Origin of the sequence: Citrobacter sp. Cf132 (assembly GCF_030333885.1) — a bacterium.
In the GTDB taxonomy this organism is placed as follows: Bacteria; Pseudomonadota; Gammaproteobacteria; order Enterobacterales; family Enterobacteriaceae; genus Citrobacter; species Citrobacter freundii.
The window spans coordinates 53274-69199 of the sequence record NZ_JAOWFA010000023.1 but is presented as its reverse complement, the minus strand read 5'-3'; the positions used below and the strand labels follow the sequence as shown (position 1 = coordinate 69199).

The 15926-nt window shown below is 49.9% G+C and carries 16 protein-coding genes; 11 read left to right on the top strand and 5 right to left on the bottom strand.

The window, feature by feature from the left end:
- The first annotated feature begins 127 nt into the window (after positions 1-127).
- Complete coding sequence (gene kdgT, locus OGV85_RS00845; protein ID WP_003028743.1) at positions 128-1111, top strand: 2-keto-3-deoxygluconate transporter; 984 nt, start codon at positions 128-130, stop codon at positions 1109-1111.
- Between the two features lie 41 nt (positions 1112-1152).
- On the opposite strand, the gene OGV85_RS00840 is transcribed toward kdgT, so the two are convergent.
- A complete protein-coding gene (locus tag OGV85_RS00840) occupies positions 1153-2049 on the bottom strand; it encodes a dihydrodipicolinate synthase family protein (protein ID WP_003028746.1) in 897 nt (298 codons plus the stop codon).
- A gap of 152 nt (positions 2050-2201) precedes the next feature.
- Here OGV85_RS00840 and yiiM point away from each other — a divergent pair, with 152 nt between their 5' ends.
- From yiiM to OGV85_RS00820, 4 genes are all read left to right on the top strand, one after another.
- On the top strand, positions 2202-2876 hold the full coding sequence (yiiM, locus tag OGV85_RS00835; protein WP_046671344.1) for a 6-hydroxyaminopurine reductase: 675 nt from the start codon (positions 2202-2204) through the stop codon (positions 2874-2876).
- Between the two features lie 228 nt (positions 2877-3104).
- Positions 3105-3809, top strand: a complete 705-nt coding sequence (locus OGV85_RS00830; RefSeq protein WP_003028751.1) for a GntR family transcriptional regulator — start codon at positions 3105-3107, stop codon at positions 3807-3809.
- An 8-nt stretch (positions 3810-3817) separates the two neighbouring features.
- Positions 3818-4774 carry a sugar phosphate isomerase/epimerase family protein gene (locus tag OGV85_RS00825; RefSeq protein WP_061548026.1) on the top strand — a complete coding sequence of 319 codons (957 nt, stop codon included), beginning with the start codon at positions 3818-3820 and terminating at the stop codon, positions 4772-4774.
- Between the two features lie 117 nt (positions 4775-4891).
- Positions 4892-6142 (top strand): MFS transporter, encoded by a 1251-nt coding sequence (locus OGV85_RS00820; RefSeq protein WP_156485350.1) that lies wholly within the window; start codon positions 4892-4894, stop codon positions 6140-6142.
- Between the two features lie 43 nt (positions 6143-6185).
- On the opposite strand, the gene cpxA is transcribed toward OGV85_RS00820, so the two are convergent.
- Positions 6186-7559 (bottom strand): envelope stress sensor histidine kinase CpxA, encoded by a 1374-nt coding sequence (cpxA, locus tag OGV85_RS00815; protein ID WP_003028758.1) that lies wholly within the window; start codon positions 7557-7559, stop codon positions 6186-6188.
- On the bottom strand, positions 7556-8254 hold the full coding sequence (cpxR, locus tag OGV85_RS00810) for an envelope stress response regulator transcription factor CpxR (protein ID WP_003028763.1): 699 nt from the start codon (positions 8252-8254) through the stop codon (positions 7556-7558). Before cpxR ends, cpxA begins: the two co-directional genes overlap by 4 nt.
- 150 nt (positions 8255-8404) lie before the next feature.
- On the opposite strand from cpxR, the gene cpxP reads away from it, so the two are divergent.
- The gene (gene cpxP, locus OGV85_RS00805; protein ID WP_003028767.1) at positions 8405-8905 is read left to right on the top strand and encodes a cell-envelope stress modulator CpxP; all 501 of its coding nucleotides are present in this window, start codon (positions 8405-8407) and stop codon (positions 8903-8905) included.
- A gap of 206 nt (positions 8906-9111) precedes the next feature.
- Here the strand turns inward: cpxP and OGV85_RS00800 are convergent, their stop codons facing one another.
- Both OGV85_RS00800 and OGV85_RS00795 read right to left on the bottom strand, forming a co-directional pair.
- Positions 9112-9471, bottom strand: coding sequence for a putative T6SS immunity periplasmic lipoprotein (locus OGV85_RS00800; protein WP_032950704.1), 360 nt, complete (start codon positions 9469-9471; stop codon positions 9112-9114).
- Positions 9468-10031: a type IV secretion protein Rhs gene (locus tag OGV85_RS00795; RefSeq protein ID WP_181522675.1), complete on the bottom strand. Its 564-nt coding sequence runs from the start codon at positions 10029-10031 to the stop codon at positions 9468-9470. Before OGV85_RS00795 ends, OGV85_RS00800 begins: the two co-directional genes overlap by 4 nt.
- A gap of 327 nt (positions 10032-10358) precedes the next feature.
- Here OGV85_RS00795 and fieF point away from each other — a divergent pair, with 327 nt between their 5' ends.
- The 5 genes from fieF (at position 10359) to OGV85_RS00770 (ending at position 15832) form a co-directional block, all read left to right on the top strand.
- Positions 10359-11261 carry a CDF family cation-efflux transporter FieF gene (gene fieF / locus OGV85_RS00790; RefSeq protein WP_003028775.1) on the top strand — a complete coding sequence of 301 codons (903 nt, stop codon included), beginning with the start codon at positions 10359-10361 and terminating at the stop codon, positions 11259-11261.
- A 183-nt stretch (positions 11262-11444) separates the two neighbouring features.
- Positions 11445-12407 carry a 6-phosphofructokinase gene (gene pfkA, locus OGV85_RS00785; protein ID WP_003028778.1) on the top strand — a complete coding sequence of 321 codons (963 nt, stop codon included), beginning with the start codon at positions 11445-11447 and terminating at the stop codon, positions 12405-12407.
- A 203-nt stretch (positions 12408-12610) separates the two neighbouring features.
- On the top strand, positions 12611-13600 hold the full coding sequence (sbp, locus tag OGV85_RS00780; protein ID WP_003028779.1) for a sulfate/thiosulfate ABC transporter substrate-binding protein Sbp: 990 nt from the start codon (positions 12611-12613) through the stop codon (positions 13598-13600).
- Positions 13601-13704: 104 nt separating this feature from the next.
- The gene (locus tag OGV85_RS00775) at positions 13705-14454 is read left to right on the top strand and encodes a CDP-diacylglycerol diphosphatase (RefSeq protein ID WP_003847865.1); all 750 of its coding nucleotides are present in this window, start codon (positions 13705-13707) and stop codon (positions 14452-14454) included.
- Between the two features lie 73 nt (positions 14455-14527).
- Complete coding sequence (locus OGV85_RS00770; protein ID WP_061548040.1) at positions 14528-15832, top strand: SLC13 family permease; 1305 nt, start codon at positions 14528-14530, stop codon at positions 15830-15832.
- Positions 15833-15926 lie beyond the last annotated feature (94 nt).

Below are 15926 nucleotides of genomic sequence, written 5' to 3'. Positions count from 1 at the left end.
TGCGAGTGGGATCACTTTTATAGTCTCTATGAATGTCTATCTTCTTTTCATCAAGACGGGCGCATCTCAAAGCAAGATGCAATCGCCCATAAAAATTGCCCCATTTTTATGTCTACAGGTGATGGAAATGCAGATCAAACGTACGATAGAGAAAATCCCAGGCGGTATGATGCTGGTGCCGCTTTTCCTGGGCGCGTTGTGTCACACCTTTTCCCCCGGCGCCGGGAAATACTTCGGCTCCTTTACCAACGGTATGATCACCGGTACGGTACCTATCCTGGCTGTCTGGTTCTTTTGCATGGGGGCGTCGATCAAGCTAAGCGCCACCGGCACCGTGCTGCGTAAATCAGGTACGTTAGTCATAACCAAGATTCTGGTGGCGTGGGTGGTTGCAGCGATTGCCTCACGCATTCTGCCGGAACATGGCGTAGAGGTCGGATTCTTCGCTGGGTTGTCTACGCTGGCGCTGGTGGCCGCCATGGATATGACCAACGGCGGGTTGTATGCCTCGATTATGCAGCAGTACGGCACCAAAGAAGAGGCTGGGGCGTTTGTCCTTATGTCGCTGGAGTCTGGCCCGCTGATGACCATGGTGATTCTGGGAACTGCCGGGATCGCGTCGTTTGAACCGCACGTATTTGTTGGCGCAGTATTGCCGTTCCTGATTGGCTTTGCGCTGGGGAATCTGGACCCTGAACTGCGGGAGTTCTTCAGCAAAGCGGTGCAGACACTGATCCCGTTCTTTGCCTTCGCATTAGGTAACACTATTGATTTGAGCGTGATTGCTCAGACCGGCGTGCTGGGTATTTTGCTGGGCGTGGCAGTGATTATCATCACTGGTATTCCATTGATTATCGCCGATAAACTGATTGGTGGTGGCGATGGTACGGCGGGGATTGCGGCTTCCAGTTCTGCGGGGGCAGCGGTTGCTACGCCTGTGCTGATTGCTGAAATGGTTCCGGCATTTAAACCGATGGCACCGGCAGCAACTTCTCTGGTCGCCACGTCGGTGATTGTGACCTCCATTCTGGTGCCGATTATCACGTCTATCTGGTCGAAAAGGGCCAAAGCAAGGGCGGCAGAAATTGATCTTCGTGGCACCGTGAAGTAAGTCTCTTAAGCCGGATGGTCTGCACCATCCGGCTTAATTATTTACCCTTTGACGACAAACACCTCATCGATTGTTCTACACTCACTCTCGTTCAACTCTCCACCGGCATTACGTGACACGCCGGAGCAATAGCCAAACTTACGCGATACCACGGTTTTGATGGTGGTGACAAAATCTTCGCCGATGGCATAGATGGACATATAGGTGCCAATCTGGTCCTGAATATCGCGAAGCGCTGCCAGGTCGCCCTGTTTAAACGCTTCCCGCGCGCTGACAAACAGTTCCGGCATGACGTTGTTCAACCCTGAAATAATCCCTGCGCCACCTGCCAACAGGTTGGGAATATAGTATTCGTCGTAGCCGGACAGCACGGCAAAATCCTCCCGCACGGCGCGGGTGGTCTGAATCATACTGCGGGTATGGGACTGGCAGTCGACGGTGTCTTTGATACCAGCGAAATTCGGGAATTCAGCGGCGAGGGAGGCAACCAGCTCGGGGGTTAAATCGCAGCCGGTGCGTGCCGGGAAGTTATAGGCAAACCATTTGCCGCTGAGTTTCTGCCCCAGCTGACGGAAGTAGCTCAGCAGCTGTTTCGCCGTTTGTCCGTAGTAGTAGGGCGGCAGGATCATCACGGCATCGTAACCTGAGCGATACGCTTCCTGCGCCATCAACAATACATCATTCTGGCAGGTGGATGAGACGTTGGCGACCATCTTCAGCGAGCTCATGGCGCGGGCCTCGCGGATCAGCAGCAGCCTTTCTTCGAGCGTAAAGGAAGCAAATTCCCCGATGCTGCCCATCAGCAAAATCACGTCGATTTTGGCCTCGGTAAGGCGTTTGAGATGCTGGCTTAGACCGTTGAGATCGATCTTACCGTCATTGTCCATTGGCGTAATGGAAGGACACCAGACGCCAGCAAATTGCGATTGATCAGTCACGTTGTCGACTCCTTATTTGAAATGATGTTTCAAAACCAGCTTACATTGATAGCATGTGTCCCTAAGTTTCATGTGAACCGTGCTCTCATTTTGAGCGACTGGGGTAAAATAAATGTGGTGTAATGGGGGAAATTTATCGGGAGAGGGAACAGATGCGATATCCGGTCGATGTTTTTACGGGCAAAGTTCGGGACTACACGGGAAGCCGTCCCAGCGCGATTGCTAAAGTCCAGATTGACGGCGAGCTGATGCTGACCGAACTGGGGCTGACGGGAGATGAACAGGCGGAAGCGAAAATTCATGGCGGGCCGGATCGCGCGCTGTGTCACTATCCGCGTGAACACTATCAGCACTGGAGACAAGCGTTTCCGGAGCAGGCGGAGCTATTTGTCGCGCCCGCGTTTGGTGAGAACCTCTCTACTGAGGGGCTGACTGAAGAGAATGTGTATATTGGTGACATTTTCCAGTGGGGAGAGGCGTTGATTCAGGTCACACAGCCGCGCTCGCCGTGCTTTAAGTTGAATTTCCATTTTGGCATCAGCGATATGGCCTGCCAGATGCAGGATGCAGGTAAGACGGGCTGGCTGTGCAGCGTCATCGCGGCAGGGCTGGTATCTGCAGATGCGCCGTTGATCCTGGCGTCACGCGTGAGCGACGTCAGCGTGCGGGAGGCGATTGCCATTGCCTGGCATATGCCGTTTGATGATTCGCAATATCACCGTTTACTGTCGGCTGCAGGGTTATCAAAAAGTTGGACCAGAACGATGCAAAAGCGTCGTTTAAGCGGCAAGATCGAAGACAATTCCCGCCGTTTGTGGGGGAAATAGCCCACCTCAGTCTCTGCAATTAAATCAGGTGGCGACACCTGATTTACCTCTCCCCCGCGGTTCATTTCCCTGCATACAAAACCGGGCAAAAACCTGCCGGTCACGGTTTGCTTCAAAGCCATTCTTGATACCTGGTCCACAAAAAGAAACTCTGCGTTGAAAAAAAACTTGAGTATTTCCTGCACTCAAATATCTTAGCTTTAAATTGGTTTAAACCAGATGAGCGAAATGAAAAAGAAAAACAATGTTGATGTGCTCAGAGAGCGCTTTGAAAGCTGGTTAAACGAGAAGAATTTACCAGCGGGGTCCAAACTGCCTTCGGAGAGGGAGTTATGTGAGCTTCTGGATGCAAAGCGTATGACCTTACGTCAGGTTTTGATTGAGCTCGAGATCGATGCGCGTATTTTCCGCAAGAACCGCAGTGGTTGGTTTATTTCGTCGAAGCGATTTATTTATAACCCTAAATCACTTTCCAGCTTCAATGCTGAAGCCTGTGCTCAGGGACGTGAACCTTTTTGGGATTATTTAACCAAAGAAACCATTGAAACAGCCCCGCATCATGTTGATGATGTTTTTCTCTCCTCCGGCGATCGCTATTTAGTTACTGGCTGGTGCGGTCTTGATTCACATAAAGTGTTTTACCATGAATCCTATATTGATGCCGATGTTGCGCCAGGATTCATTAATAAATTGGGCAATCAGTCTTTTGCCAGCGTCTGGGAAGATGCATTTGGCTATGTTTTAAATATCAAAGAAATGATTTTTAAACCGGTCAATATGCCAGAAGTGGCCTGCAAAGAGCTGGGAGTTGCGCCTAATACGTATGGAATTTTAGTAGAAAAACATCGGGCTACCCAAGATAAAAAAGTGGTTCAGGTTGATTTCGAATACTGGCGACTTGAATCAGTGGAACTTGTTATTCGTGATGAATGAGAAAAATAATGGGAAAATATAACAAAGAACTTCTTGCCGAACGCGCGAGAAATATACCGCTGTACCTACATGCTTATGCTTTTCATCTGAATATGCGCTACGAGAGAGTCCTGCCGGGGGATCTTCTGGATATTGCGTATCAGCAAAAATTGAAGGGTGTAAAATTACATGTTGAGGATGGTGAGTCCCAATCACTGCAGAAACTAAACGATCAGCAGCTACACGATTTTAAAGAGAAGGCCAAAAAATATAATCTGGATGTGCATATCGAAACGAGCGCATCGGATAAGGCGACATTGACGGATGCAATCCGTATTGCTGTTGCTACTGGTGCAACTTCAGTGCGTTTCTACCCGCGTTATGAAGGACATCTGAACGATGTTATGGCGAAGATTGCCAATGATATTGCGTGGCTGTCTCAGTATGACGATTGCGGACTAAGCTTTACTATCGAACAGCATGAAGATCTGCAAGGCCATGAGCTGGTGACGCTGGTTAACAATAGCGGGATGAAAAATCTCTCTATTCTGTTTGATTTTGGCAACATGATTAATGCTAATGAACAGCCGCTTTCTGCGTTAGAGGTTATGTCTCCATTAATCACTCAGGTACATATCAAAGACGCCAAAATTATTAAAGAAGGTAAAGGCTGGGGGCATGAGGCTTGTCGTTCAGGACACGGCGATTTACCCATGGAAGAGATGCTCAAGGCATTATTACTTTTAGGTGAAGATAAACCGCAAGTACATGCTTTTGGTCTGGAAGAAGAAGTTGAATATTATGCCCCTGCATTTCGCTTCGACGATGAGGGTGATAATCCATGGATCCCATGGCGCGATGCAAGTTATACGCCGCTGCCTGACAGTAACATGATTGATGCGCGACTGGCGCAGGAAAAAGAGCATGCTCTTGCGCAAATAAAATATATTCGCGATTTATGCGATAAATTTATAACTAATCAATAAATTTCTTTAAATATTATTAAATGTAAGAATGACTATGCAAATAGTCTATATGTTTTATTGATTAAATATTTTAATTAAATATTTCTCTCAACAAGCAATGAGGGTTTAATTATGTTCATGAATAAATGGGCAAGGCTCTGCTTTTTAATTTTAGGCGGCGGCACGATATTCAAGCTTTCAAGTATGAAAGATGTCTTCTATGTGCCAATGCAAAATGACTGGGGTTTAACCAATACGCAAATTGGCTTGAGTTTTACGGTTTATACGATTGTTCAGACAACCGGGCTTTTTCTTTCGCTCTATATCGCAGATCGTTACTCCAAGAAAATATTATTACCGTTAGGTCTGATTGGTGTTGGGTTATGTGGCTTATATCTGGCAACGCTACCGTCATTTACCGGCTATCTCATTTGCTTTGCCGCGATGGCTTTCTTTGCCGATGTGGTTTATTGGCCGGTATTACTGAAAGCCGTACGTCTGCTGGGAACGAAAGAAGAACAAGGGCGCATGTTTGGCTTTTTGGAGGCTGGACGCGGTGTGGTAGACGTCATTGTCGCTTCTGGTGCCCTGTTTGTCTTCGTCCATTTTGGTGAGGGGAAAGCGGGCATGCAGGCGGGGCTGCTGTTTTATACGCTCATCACCATTGCGGCAGGTATTGTGACCTACTTTATTGTCGATAATGACGAAGTTAAAGGCGGCGAGAAAACCAGTGCCAACATGGAAGTGTTAAAGGGTATCAAACATGTTTTATCCTGCCCTAACGTTTGGCTGGCTTCTTTGGGTATTTTCTTCGTTTACGCCGCGTACTGTGGACTGACTTACTTTATTCCGTTCTTAAAAGATATCTATATGCTGCCGGTAGCACTCGTTGGTGCGTACGGCATCATCAACCAGTATGCGTTAAAAATGGTAGGTGGGCCGATTGGTGGAATGTTGGCAGATAAAGTTGCTAAATCACCGACAGTGTATCTGAAGTGGACGTTCCTGATCTCTGCTGTTGCGATGCTTGTGTTCATGCAGTTACCGCATCAAACAATGAACGTGTATATCGGTATGGCGGCGACATTAGGGTTCGGAGCTATTATCTTCTCACAGCGCGCCATTTTCTTCGCGCCGATGGATGAGATCGGTACCCCACGTGAGTATGCGGGCTCGGCAATGGCATTTGGTTGCATCATCGGTTATATGCCAGCGATGTTTGCGTACACCTTGTACGGCTATTTGCTGGATACCAATAGCGGCATCACTGGCTACAACTATGTCTTTAGCGTGATGATTGCGTTCAGCTTAATGGGCTTTATCTGCTCGACCATTCTGGTGAAGCGAATTAAAAATCAAAAGCTAGCGGCTGCAGCTGCGGCGGCATAACGTGAATGCTTCCCCGGTAATCATGTCGTACCGGGGAAGCCTGTTAAGCGCGTTTATACAGCGGTAACCAAATTACCAGCCGTAAACCACCCAGCGGGCTGTCTTCGGCCTTCACCCAGCCACGATGCTGCTGGATTGCGGTTTCAACAATCGCCAGACCCAGACCTGTTCCGCCAGACTCGCGATCGCGCGCCTCATCGGTACGATAGAACGGACGGAAAATCTGTTCTCTGTCTTCGGGGCTTACACCTGGGCCATCGTCGTCCACGGTGATGGTAATCCCGTCGATATCCACCGCGAAGCCAACTTCAATCTTCGTATGTGAATAGCGCAGGGCATTGCGCACAATGTTTTCCAGCGCACTTTCCAACGCATTTGGGTTACCGTACAGCGGCCACGGACCCGGCGGGAAATTCACCGTGAGCGATTTACCCATCTGCTCAGCTTCAAAGGCGGCGTTATCCAGCACTTCGCCCCAAAGCTGATTAGCTTTCACCGTTTCACTGACCAGCGCGTTTTTCTGCTGATTACGTGACATCACCAGCAGGTCGTTGATCATGCTGTCTAGTCGGTGTGCTTCTGTTTCAATGCGCTCCAGCTCTTTGCTCTCACCGCTACGACGGCGCAGCAGAGCGGTGCCCAGTTGCAGACGCGTTAGCGGTGTTCTCAGCTCGTGAGAGATGTCCGACAGCAGACGTTGCTGCGTGGTCATCATCCGTTCCAGCGCCGTCACCATCTGGTTAAAGCTGGCACCTGCCGCCAGAAACTCCTGCGGACCGGCTTCCAGCTCCGGATGTTGACGCAGGTTGCCCTGGGCCACTTCATCCGCCGCGTTTTTCAACTTACGCGCTGGTTTCGCCAGACTCCAGGCAAGCCAGAGCAATAGCGGAGAGCTGACTAACATGGTGACGATCAGCAACAACAGCGGTCGGTCAAACAGCAGGTTGATAAAGTCAGATTGTGAGCTGCTGGCTGGTCGAATGAGATACAGCTGGTAGTTATCTTCACCGTCTCTGACGGAGAAAGGCCCGACCATCTCAACGCGACCGTATTTTTTCTTTTGCGGATGATCGGCGTTATCGGCCTGACCAATAAAGTTACGAATGATCTGCATTTCATTGCGTTCTGCGCCGATCACGCGTCCTTCCGTCGTAACAAGTAATAACCGCTGTCCTGGCGGCGCCCACTTGTCTATCGCCCGAAACAAGCGACGCCACCACATCAAATCGTTGGGTGGATCGTTCGCCAGTTCAGCTTCAACGTGTTGCTCAATCATTAACCCCTGGCGCTGCTCGCTGTCCAGTAGCTCGGTCATCTGGCGTGAGTCGAGCTTGGGTAACATCAGTACCAACATCAACACCAGTGCCAGCGTCAACCAGAAGATGGCAAAGATGCGCGCGGTTAAGCTCCCTATCATGAAGCGGAAACCATCAGGTAGCCGCGACCACGCAGGGTTTTAAACCACGGGTGTCCGTCTTTACGCTCTGGCAGCTTACGACGCAGGTTCGAGATATGCATATCGATAGCGCGATCGAAAGGTGTCAGGCGTTTACCCAGCACTTCCTGGCTCAGGTGCTCACGCGAAACCACCTGACCGAGATGCTGTGCCAGCAAATAAAGCAGGGTGAATTCGGTGCCGGTTAACTCCAGGATTTGCCCGTCAAAGCTGGCTTCCTGGCGACCCGGATTAAGGCTTAACGCATCTACTTCCAGAGTCGGCGAGCCGTTATCGCTGTTCTGCTGCTGTTCGCTCCAGTGTGAGCGACGCAGAATAGCGCGGATGCGCGCGACCAGTTCACGGTCGTTAAACGGTTTGGGTAAATAGTCGTCCGCGCCCAGCTCAAGGCCAAGTACGCGATCCAATTCGCTGCCGCGAGCGGTCAGCATGATTACGGGTGTCTGGTGTGTCTGACGAAGTGCTTTCAGCGTATCAATGCCGTTTTTCTTCGGCATCATGACGTCGAGCAAAAGTAAATCGATGCTGTCATCCAGAAGCTCAAGCGCCTGTTCCCCATCATAGGCAACCAGCACATCGAAACCTTCCATTTCGAGCAACTCCTTTAACAGGGAAGTCAGCTCTCGGTCATCATCAACTAACAGGATTTTATTCATTGTTTACGTACCTCCGAGGCAGAAATTACGTCATCAGGCGTCGCTAATCTATGACTTTACGTTGTTTTACACCCCCTGACGCATGTTTGCAGCCCGAATCGTAAACTGTCTCTCGTTGAATCGCGACAGAAAAGATTTTGGGAGCAAGTGATGGGCAAAGTTAGCGCTGCCGTCATGGCCTCAACGCTGGCACTCAGTACATTTAGCCATGCAGCTGAAGTCGTCACAGGCGATCACTGGCACCTGGGTGAAGGCTCATCGCAACGTAGCGTTCAGAGCCACATGTTTGACGGTATCAGTTTAACCGAACATCAACGTCAACAGATGCGAGATTTAATGCAGCAGGCAAGACACGAACAGCCTCCTGTTAATGTTAGCGAAATGGAGACAATGCATCGCCTTGTCACCGCAGAGAAATTTGATGAAAGCGCAGTGCGCGCTCAGGCAGAAAGAATGGCGCAAGAACAGGTTGCCCGCCAGGTTGAAATAGCCAGGATCCGCAACCAGATGTATCGCCTGTTAACGCCCGAGCAGCAAGCGGTTTTAAATGAGAAACATGAACAACGAATGGAGCAACTGCGCGACGTAGCGCACTGGAAAAAAAGCTCATCGTTGAATTTATTGAGTAGTAGCAACTCACGTTCCCAGTAGTAACCCTGTTTTCCTTGCCATAGACACCATCCCTGTCTTCCCCCACATGATGTGGGGGTTTTTTTTGCCCATATTAAATCGGATTACCAAAGATAAGCAGCTACTTACAGAAGATATTTGGAGCTTATAAACGCTTTTGTTATGCGTGATTGACCTCAATGTAACTGACTGCCTTTATGTAGAGCCGTGTAATCTGATAATAATGCTTAGCTTTTTCCTAAATCCAACACAGTACCATCATTGGTAATGATAAAGGTGTAGTAGTGGTTTTTTCCATTTAAGGTATAGCTTGCGCCATACACTAACCCTTTTTCTAAATTTACCGTAAAGCAGGTACTTGGGTAGGTGAGATACTTAAAATCGCCGACTAATAATTTTTTATATTCTCTACCATTAGTTGATAGAATATAGCGGGTTAATACATCATTTTTATCTATGGTAAAGCAAACGCGACTGCCATCTACGTAGATCGCCCGTCGTTCGCCGGACTCTGCACCCTCTCTACCTTTCCCTGGGCATCCGGCCAGAAATAAAAGTATAGGAAGAAAAAAGATCGACTTCTTCATATCGGAAAATACCCTAATACCTTTTCATATTTCTGTATTAACTCCAGCTCAGGTTCTTCTGGGTCATAATCACGGTAAACATACAGATCGCTATGTCCATCAAACCCATAATGCTTTAACAACCAGTAATCGCTGACTAATGATGCTTGCTGCTCCAGCCCGTAATCAAGTAAGTTTTTTTCATTTAGGCTGTATGTATAATCAGCTGCCCATGAGAACGCCCCGCGTGTTCGTACCCACATTCCATATTGGTGCTGCCAAACATGCATCATTTCATGTAAAAAAAGATGCTGAGCATTTGGAGTTTGCTGTTTTGTTGGCATCGAGAAATCATCTTCGTATTTTATTTTTCTAAACCACATTTCGCCGTTGGGCGTCATCGCCTGGCCGGGGTTTTGACTATCAAAAGGAAGATAACTTTCCAGATGAACCCAAACTTGATGGTAAAGAATGCTGAAGCCAAAGAGCGAGTTTGCAAGATTTATCTCGCCAAGCCTTAACCTACGCAGCCCTCCTTCTTGAATCGGTTTCCAGTCAATAGAATTAGGGTAATACGTCATCTTAATCCCTCAAGATATGTTGATTGAGTGTTTATCGTACACCTAAAGTAAATCAGCATTGGAAGAGTTATAGAGAGGTCTTAAAAACTCAGAATAAAACGTATTCAGCTGACGTATGGTCATGCTGATCCGGCTGTAAGATAGGCCGTAATGTAGATTTTTTATTAGAATAAATTTTTAATTTAAGTGTTGCTATGTATTGCTACAACATTCCATCCCTGTCTTCCCTCACATGATGTGAGGGGGGGCCAAAATTTGTCACTCGGTTATTGCCTGACTGTTTTACTTCATCCGTTATACTAGCGGCATATTCTGGCTGGAGTGTTTATGAATCATACCTATGGGCGGCTGGTGAGCCGGGCGGCAATCGCGGCGACCGTGATGGCATCGCTGTTACTTTTGATCAAAATTTTCGCGTGGTGGTACACCGGATCGGTCAGTATTCTGGCTGCACTGGTGGATTCTCTGGTGGACATCGCGGCGTCGTTAACCAACCTGTTGGTGGTGCGCTATTCGCTGCAACCGGCCGATGATGAACATACGTTCGGACACGGAAAAGCGGAATCACTGGCGGCGCTGGCGCAAAGCATGTTTATTTCCGGTTCGGCGCTGTTTTTATTCCTGACCGGGATTCAGCATCTCATCCAACCGACGCCGATGAAAGATCCCGGCGTTGGGGTGGTTGTCACCATCATTGCGTTAGTGTGTACAATCATTCTGGTCTCGTTTCAGCGCTGGGTAGTGAAGCGTACGCAAAGTCAGGCCGTTCGGGCAGATATGCTTCATTATCAGTCTGATGTTATGATGAACGGTGCGATTCTCATTGCGCTCGGGCTGGCATGGTACGGCTGGCATCGTGCGGATGCCTTGTTTGCGCTCGGGATTGGCATCTATATTTTATATAGCGCATTACGCATGGGGTATGAGGCAGTGCAATCTTTGCTGGATCGCGCTTTACCCGATGAGGAACGTCAGGAAATTATTGATATCGTGACGTCATGGCCTGGGGTCAGCGGCGCTCACGATCTTCGCACGCGGCAGTCAGGGCCGACCCGCTTTATTCAGATTCATTTGGAAATGGAAGATAATCTGCCGCTCGTTCAGGCGCATTTAGTGGCTGAACAGGTTGAGCAGGCAATTTTACGGCGTTTCCCGGGATCAGATGTCATCATTCATCAGGATCCCTGTTCAGTCGTACCCAAGGAAGGCAAGGTGTTTGAGCTTTCATAATTCGTTGTAAAAAGTGAACCGGGCCAGCATTTTGTGTATAAATTACCACCATTTGGCCTGACCTGAATCAATTCAGCAGGAAGTGATTGTTATACTATCTGCATATTCGTTGGATCGTTTCGATATGCGGAATCGACTTCCGGCAGCAGATTTCATTTTGCATTCCAAAGTTCAGAGGTAGTCATGATTAAGAAAATCGGTGTGTTGACAAGCGGCGGTGATGCGCCGGGCATGAACGCAGCAATCCGTGGTGTTGTACGTGCAGCGTTGACGGAAGGGCTGGAAGTCATGGGGATCCATGATGGCTACCTGGGTTTGTATGAAGACCGTATGGTCCAGCTTGACCGCTACAGCGTGTCCGACATGATCAACCGTGGCGGTACTTTCCTCGGTTCAGCTCGCTTCCCGGAATTCCGCGACGAAAACGTGCGTGCGGTGGCTATCGAAAACCTGAAAAAGCGTGGCATTGATGCGCTGGTTGTTATCGGCGGTGACGGTTCTTACATGGGTGCGAAACGCCTGACTGAAATGGGCTTCCCATGCATCGGTCTGCCGGGCACTATCGACAACGATATCAAGGGTACCGACTACACCATCGGTTACTTCACCGCTCTGGGTACTGTAGTAGAAGCGATTGACCGTCTGCGTGATACCTCTTCTTCTCACCAGCGTATTTCCATCGTTGAAGTGATGGGCCGCTACTGTGGCGATCTGACCCTGGCGGCTGCAATTGCCGGTGGTTGTGAGTTCGTAGTGGTTCCGGAAGTGGAATTCAGTCGCGACGATTTGGTTGCTGAAATCAAAGCGGGCATCGCGAAAGGTAAAAAACACGCAATCGTAGCGATCACTGAACACATGTGTGACGTTGACGAACTGGCGCATTACATCGAGAAGGAAACGGGCCGCGAAACGCGTTCGACCGTACTGGGTCACATTCAGCGTGGTGGTTCCCCGGTTCCTTACGATCGTATCCTGGCATCCCGTATGGGCGCATATGCTATTGAACTGCTGCTGGCAGGTCATGGCGGTCGCTGTGTCGGTATTCAGAACGAGCAACTGGTTCACCACGATATCATCGATGCTATCGAGAACATGAAGCGTCCGTTCAAAGGTGACTGGCTGGACTGCGCGAAAAAACTGTACTGATTGTTTTTTGTTGCCCGGTGGCGCTTCGCTTACCGGGCCTACAGCGTGTACTCTTGTAGGCCGGATAAGGCGTAAGCCGTCATCCGGCACAACCTGCCTCATTTATTCCCCGAAGTTATAGCAAATCTTTTTTTATTCTTTAATGTTTGGATGCCTTTCTGGCACGCTTTGCTCATCACAACATCACATAAGAGAGCTGGGCGATGAACAAATGGGGCGTAGGGTTAACATTATTGCTGGCATCGACCAGCGTTCTGGCAAAGGATATTCAGTTACTTAACGTATCGTACGATCCAACACGTGAACTGTACGAGCAGTACAATAAAGCCTTCAGCGCGCACTGGAAGCAGGAAACGGGCGATAACGTCGTGATCCGCCAGTCACACGGCGGCTCTGGTAAACAGGCGACCTCTGTCATCAACGGTATTGAAGCCGATGTCGTGACGTTGGCACTGGCGTACGACGTGGATGCCATTGCTGAACGTGGTCGAATTGATAAAAACTGGATTAAGCGTTTGCCGGATAACTCTGCGCCTTACACCTCCACCATCGTGTTCCTGGTCCGCAAAGGCAACCCCAAACAAATTCATGACTGGAACGATTTGATCAAACCGGGCGTGTCAGTGATTACACCAAACCCGAAAAGCTCAGGCGGCGCACGCTGGAACTATCTGGCGGCATGGGGCTATGCCCTGCACCACAACAACAACGATCAGGCCAAAGCGCAGGACTTCGTCAAGGCTCTGTTTAAAAACGTTGAAGTGCTGGATTCCGGTGCGCGTGGTTCAACCAATACCTTCGTTGAACGTGGTATCGGTGATGTGCTGATCGCCTGGGAAAACGAAGCGCTGCTGGCAACGAACGAGCTGGGTAAAGACAAATTCGAGATAGTGACGCCGAGTGAATCTATTCTCGCGGAGCCGACCGTTTCCGTGGTCGATAAAGTGGTGGAAAAGAAAGACACCAAAGCGGTGGCGGAAGCTTACCTGAAGTATCTCTACTCTCCGGAAGGCCAGGAAATTGCAGCGAAAAACTATTATCGTCCACGTGATACAGACGTTGCGAAGAAATACGAAAATGCATTTCCGAAGCTGAAGCTGTTCACCATCGATGAAGAGTTTGGCGGCTGGACGAAAGCGCAGAAAGAGCACTTCTCTAATGGCGGTACGTTCGACCAGATCAGCAAACGCTAAATAAGTCTGTGATTTACCGACCCGGTGGCCTAACGCGACCGGGTTTTTTATTTGTCATGGTTTTGCGTTACTCTTGCCCTTCAATGGGATGCAGGAAACGCGTAATGAAAAAAGCAGGCTATCTTTTATTGGCGGTGATTGTGGTTGCCGCCGCTGCAGGCATCGGGTACTGGAAATTCACCGGCAACCCGGACGCATTACGCCAGATCGTCCTTCAACAATGCTTGCCGCACCAGTTGCAGCAGCAGGATCCTGCACCATGCGCAGAAGTGAAGCCGGATGCCGGATATGTGGTGTTCAAAGACCGTAACGGCCCTTTGCAATATTTGTTGATGCCCACTTATCGCATTAACGGTACGGAAAGCCCACTGCTGTTAAAATCAGGCACGCCGAACTTTTTCTGGCTGGCCTGGCAGGCGCGTAGCTTTATGAGCCAAAAATACGGCCAGGAAATCCCTGACAAAGCAGTCTCTCTGACCATTAACTCACGTAGCGGGCGCACGCAAAATCACCTGCATATTCATATCTCCTGCCTGCGAACCGATGTCAGAAAACAGCTGGATGACAACCTGGCGAAAATCAGCACCCGCTGGCTACCTCTACCAGGTGGGCTGCGCGGTCATGAATATCTGGCGCGTCGCGTCACGGAAAATGAACTGGCACAACGCAGCCCGTTTATGATGCTGGCTGAAGAGGTGCCGGATGCACGTGAGCATATGGGCAGCTATGCGTTAGCTATGGTGCGTCAGAGCGATGAATCCTTTGTTCTGCTGGCTACTCAGCGCAATCTGCTGGCGCTGAATCTCGCCTCCGCTGAGGAAATTCAGGATCATCAATGTGATATTCTGCGTTAACCCCACCTAATCTGGCGTTTACTCCGCATGCCTGTCCCCGTATTCTTGTTGAAAAAAACAACAGGAGACAGGCATGTCGCTCTGGCTTACACACCCTCTGTTTATCCCCTCTCTGGTGGTTGGCATCACCATTCTGCTCTGGGCTACGTCGCTGCTGCCGGAGTTTATAACGGCGCTGCTGTTCTTTGCCGTGGCGATGGTCGCCAAAATCGCGCCTCCGGATGTGATCTTTGGCGGCTTTGCGTCCTCCGCATTCTGGTTGGTGTTTAGCGGCTTTGTGCTGGGTATCGCGATTCGTAAAACGGGGCTGGCGGACAGGGCGGCGAGAGCGCTGTCATCACGGTTGACCGACTCCTGGCCGTTAATGGTGGCGAGTGTGGTGCTGTTGAGTTACGCGCTGGCGTTTGTAATGCCATCCAACATGGGCCGCATTGCGCTGCTGATGCCGATTGTCGCAGCGATGGCGAAACGGGCTGGAATTAACGATGGTACGCGCGGCTGGTATGGTCTGGCACTGGCCGTTGGGTTTGGGACATTTCAGCTTTCTGCGACGATTTTACCCGCAAACGTACCGAATCTGGTGATGAGCGGCGCTGCGGAAGGCTCTTACGGCATCCACCTCAATTATCTTCCCTATTTGCTGCTGCATACGCCGGTTCTGGGTTGGCTTAAAGGCGCGGTTCTCATCGTGCTTATCTGCTGGCTGTTCCCTGGCAAGCCCCATGCGCCGCGCGATCTCACGCCGTCGGAACCGATGAGCGGAGATGAAAAACGTCTGGCCTGGATGTTAGCGGTGGTGTTGCTTCTTTGGGTAAGCGAAAGCTGGCACGGCATTGGCCCCGCGTGGACTGGGCTGGCGGCGGCAGTTATCACATTGCTCCCACGGGTTGGCTTTATCAATGGCGACGAGTTTTCCACTGGGGTCAACATTCGTACCTGCATTTATGTGGCGGGTATTCTGGGGCTGGCGATCACCGTCACGCAAACAGGTATTGGTAGCGCCGTTGGTGAAGCGCTGTTACAGGTGATGCCGCTGGATGCGGAAAAGCCGTTTACCAGTTTCCTCGCGCTGACCGGTATTACCACGGCGCTTAATTTTATTATGACGGCGAACGGTGTTCCGGCGCTGTATACCACGTTGGCGCAAAGCTTTGCCGATGCGACGGGATTCCCGCTGCTGTCGGTGATTATGATCCAGGTGCTGGGTTATTCCACACCGCTGCTGCCGTATCAGGCTTCGCCGATTGTGGTGGCGATGGCGCTCGGGAAAGTACCTGCAAGGGCAGGGATGCTGCTGTGTATCGCACTGGCGGCGGCAACGTATTTGATTCTTCTGCCGCTGGATTACGCCTGGTTTACGGTGTTGGGAAAACTGTAGTTGTATCAAAATGTTAATTTTATGTTTTGTGAGTGAGTGAATTGTATTATGCGCGGCAATATCGGTTAATGCCTGAGCGCAGATTTGCGCACTG

Bases quoted from the DNA above. Each gene is read 5' to 3' on its own strand.
- OGV85_RS00800 (WP_032950704.1), bottom strand. From the start codon at position 9,471: ATGAAGAAGTCGATCTTTTTTCTTCCTATACTTTTATTTCTGGCCGGA.
- OGV85_RS00820 (WP_156485350.1), top strand. From the start codon at position 4,892: ATGAATAAATGGGCAAGGCTCTGCTTTTTAATTTTAGGCGGCGGCACG.
- OGV85_RS00795 (WP_181522675.1), bottom strand. From the start codon at position 10,031: ATGACGTATTACCCTAATTCTATTGACTGGAAACCGATTCAAGAAGGA.
- cpxA (WP_003028758.1), bottom strand. From the start codon at position 7,559: ATGATAGGGAGCTTAACCGCGCGCATCTTTGCCATCTTCTGGTTGACG.
- sbp (WP_003028779.1), top strand. From the start codon at position 12,611: ATGAACAAATGGGGCGTAGGGTTAACATTATTGCTGGCATCGACCAGC.
- pfkA (WP_003028778.1), top strand. From the start codon at position 11,445: ATGATTAAGAAAATCGGTGTGTTGACAAGCGGCGGTGATGCGCCGGGC.
- cpxR (WP_003028763.1), bottom strand. From the start codon at position 8,254: ATGAATAAAATCCTGTTAGTTGATGATGACCGAGAGCTGACTTCCCTG.
- OGV85_RS00825 (WP_061548026.1), top strand. From the start codon at position 3,818: ATGGGAAAATATAACAAAGAACTTCTTGCCGAACGCGCGAGAAATATA.
- kdgT (WP_003028743.1), top strand. From the start codon at position 128: ATGCAGATCAAACGTACGATAGAGAAAATCCCAGGCGGTATGATGCTG.
- yiiM (WP_046671344.1), top strand. From the start codon at position 2,202: ATGCGATATCCGGTCGATGTTTTTACGGGCAAAGTTCGGGACTACACG.
- OGV85_RS00775 (WP_003847865.1), top strand. From the start codon at position 13,705: ATGAAAAAAGCAGGCTATCTTTTATTGGCGGTGATTGTGGTTGCCGCC.
- OGV85_RS00770 (WP_061548040.1), top strand. From the start codon at position 14,528: ATGTCGCTCTGGCTTACACACCCTCTGTTTATCCCCTCTCTGGTGGTT.
- OGV85_RS00830 (WP_003028751.1), top strand. From the start codon at position 3,105: ATGAAAAAGAAAAACAATGTTGATGTGCTCAGAGAGCGCTTTGAAAGC.
- fieF (WP_003028775.1), top strand. From the start codon at position 10,359: ATGAATCATACCTATGGGCGGCTGGTGAGCCGGGCGGCAATCGCGGCG.
- cpxP (WP_003028767.1), top strand. From the start codon at position 8,405: ATGGGCAAAGTTAGCGCTGCCGTCATGGCCTCAACGCTGGCACTCAGT.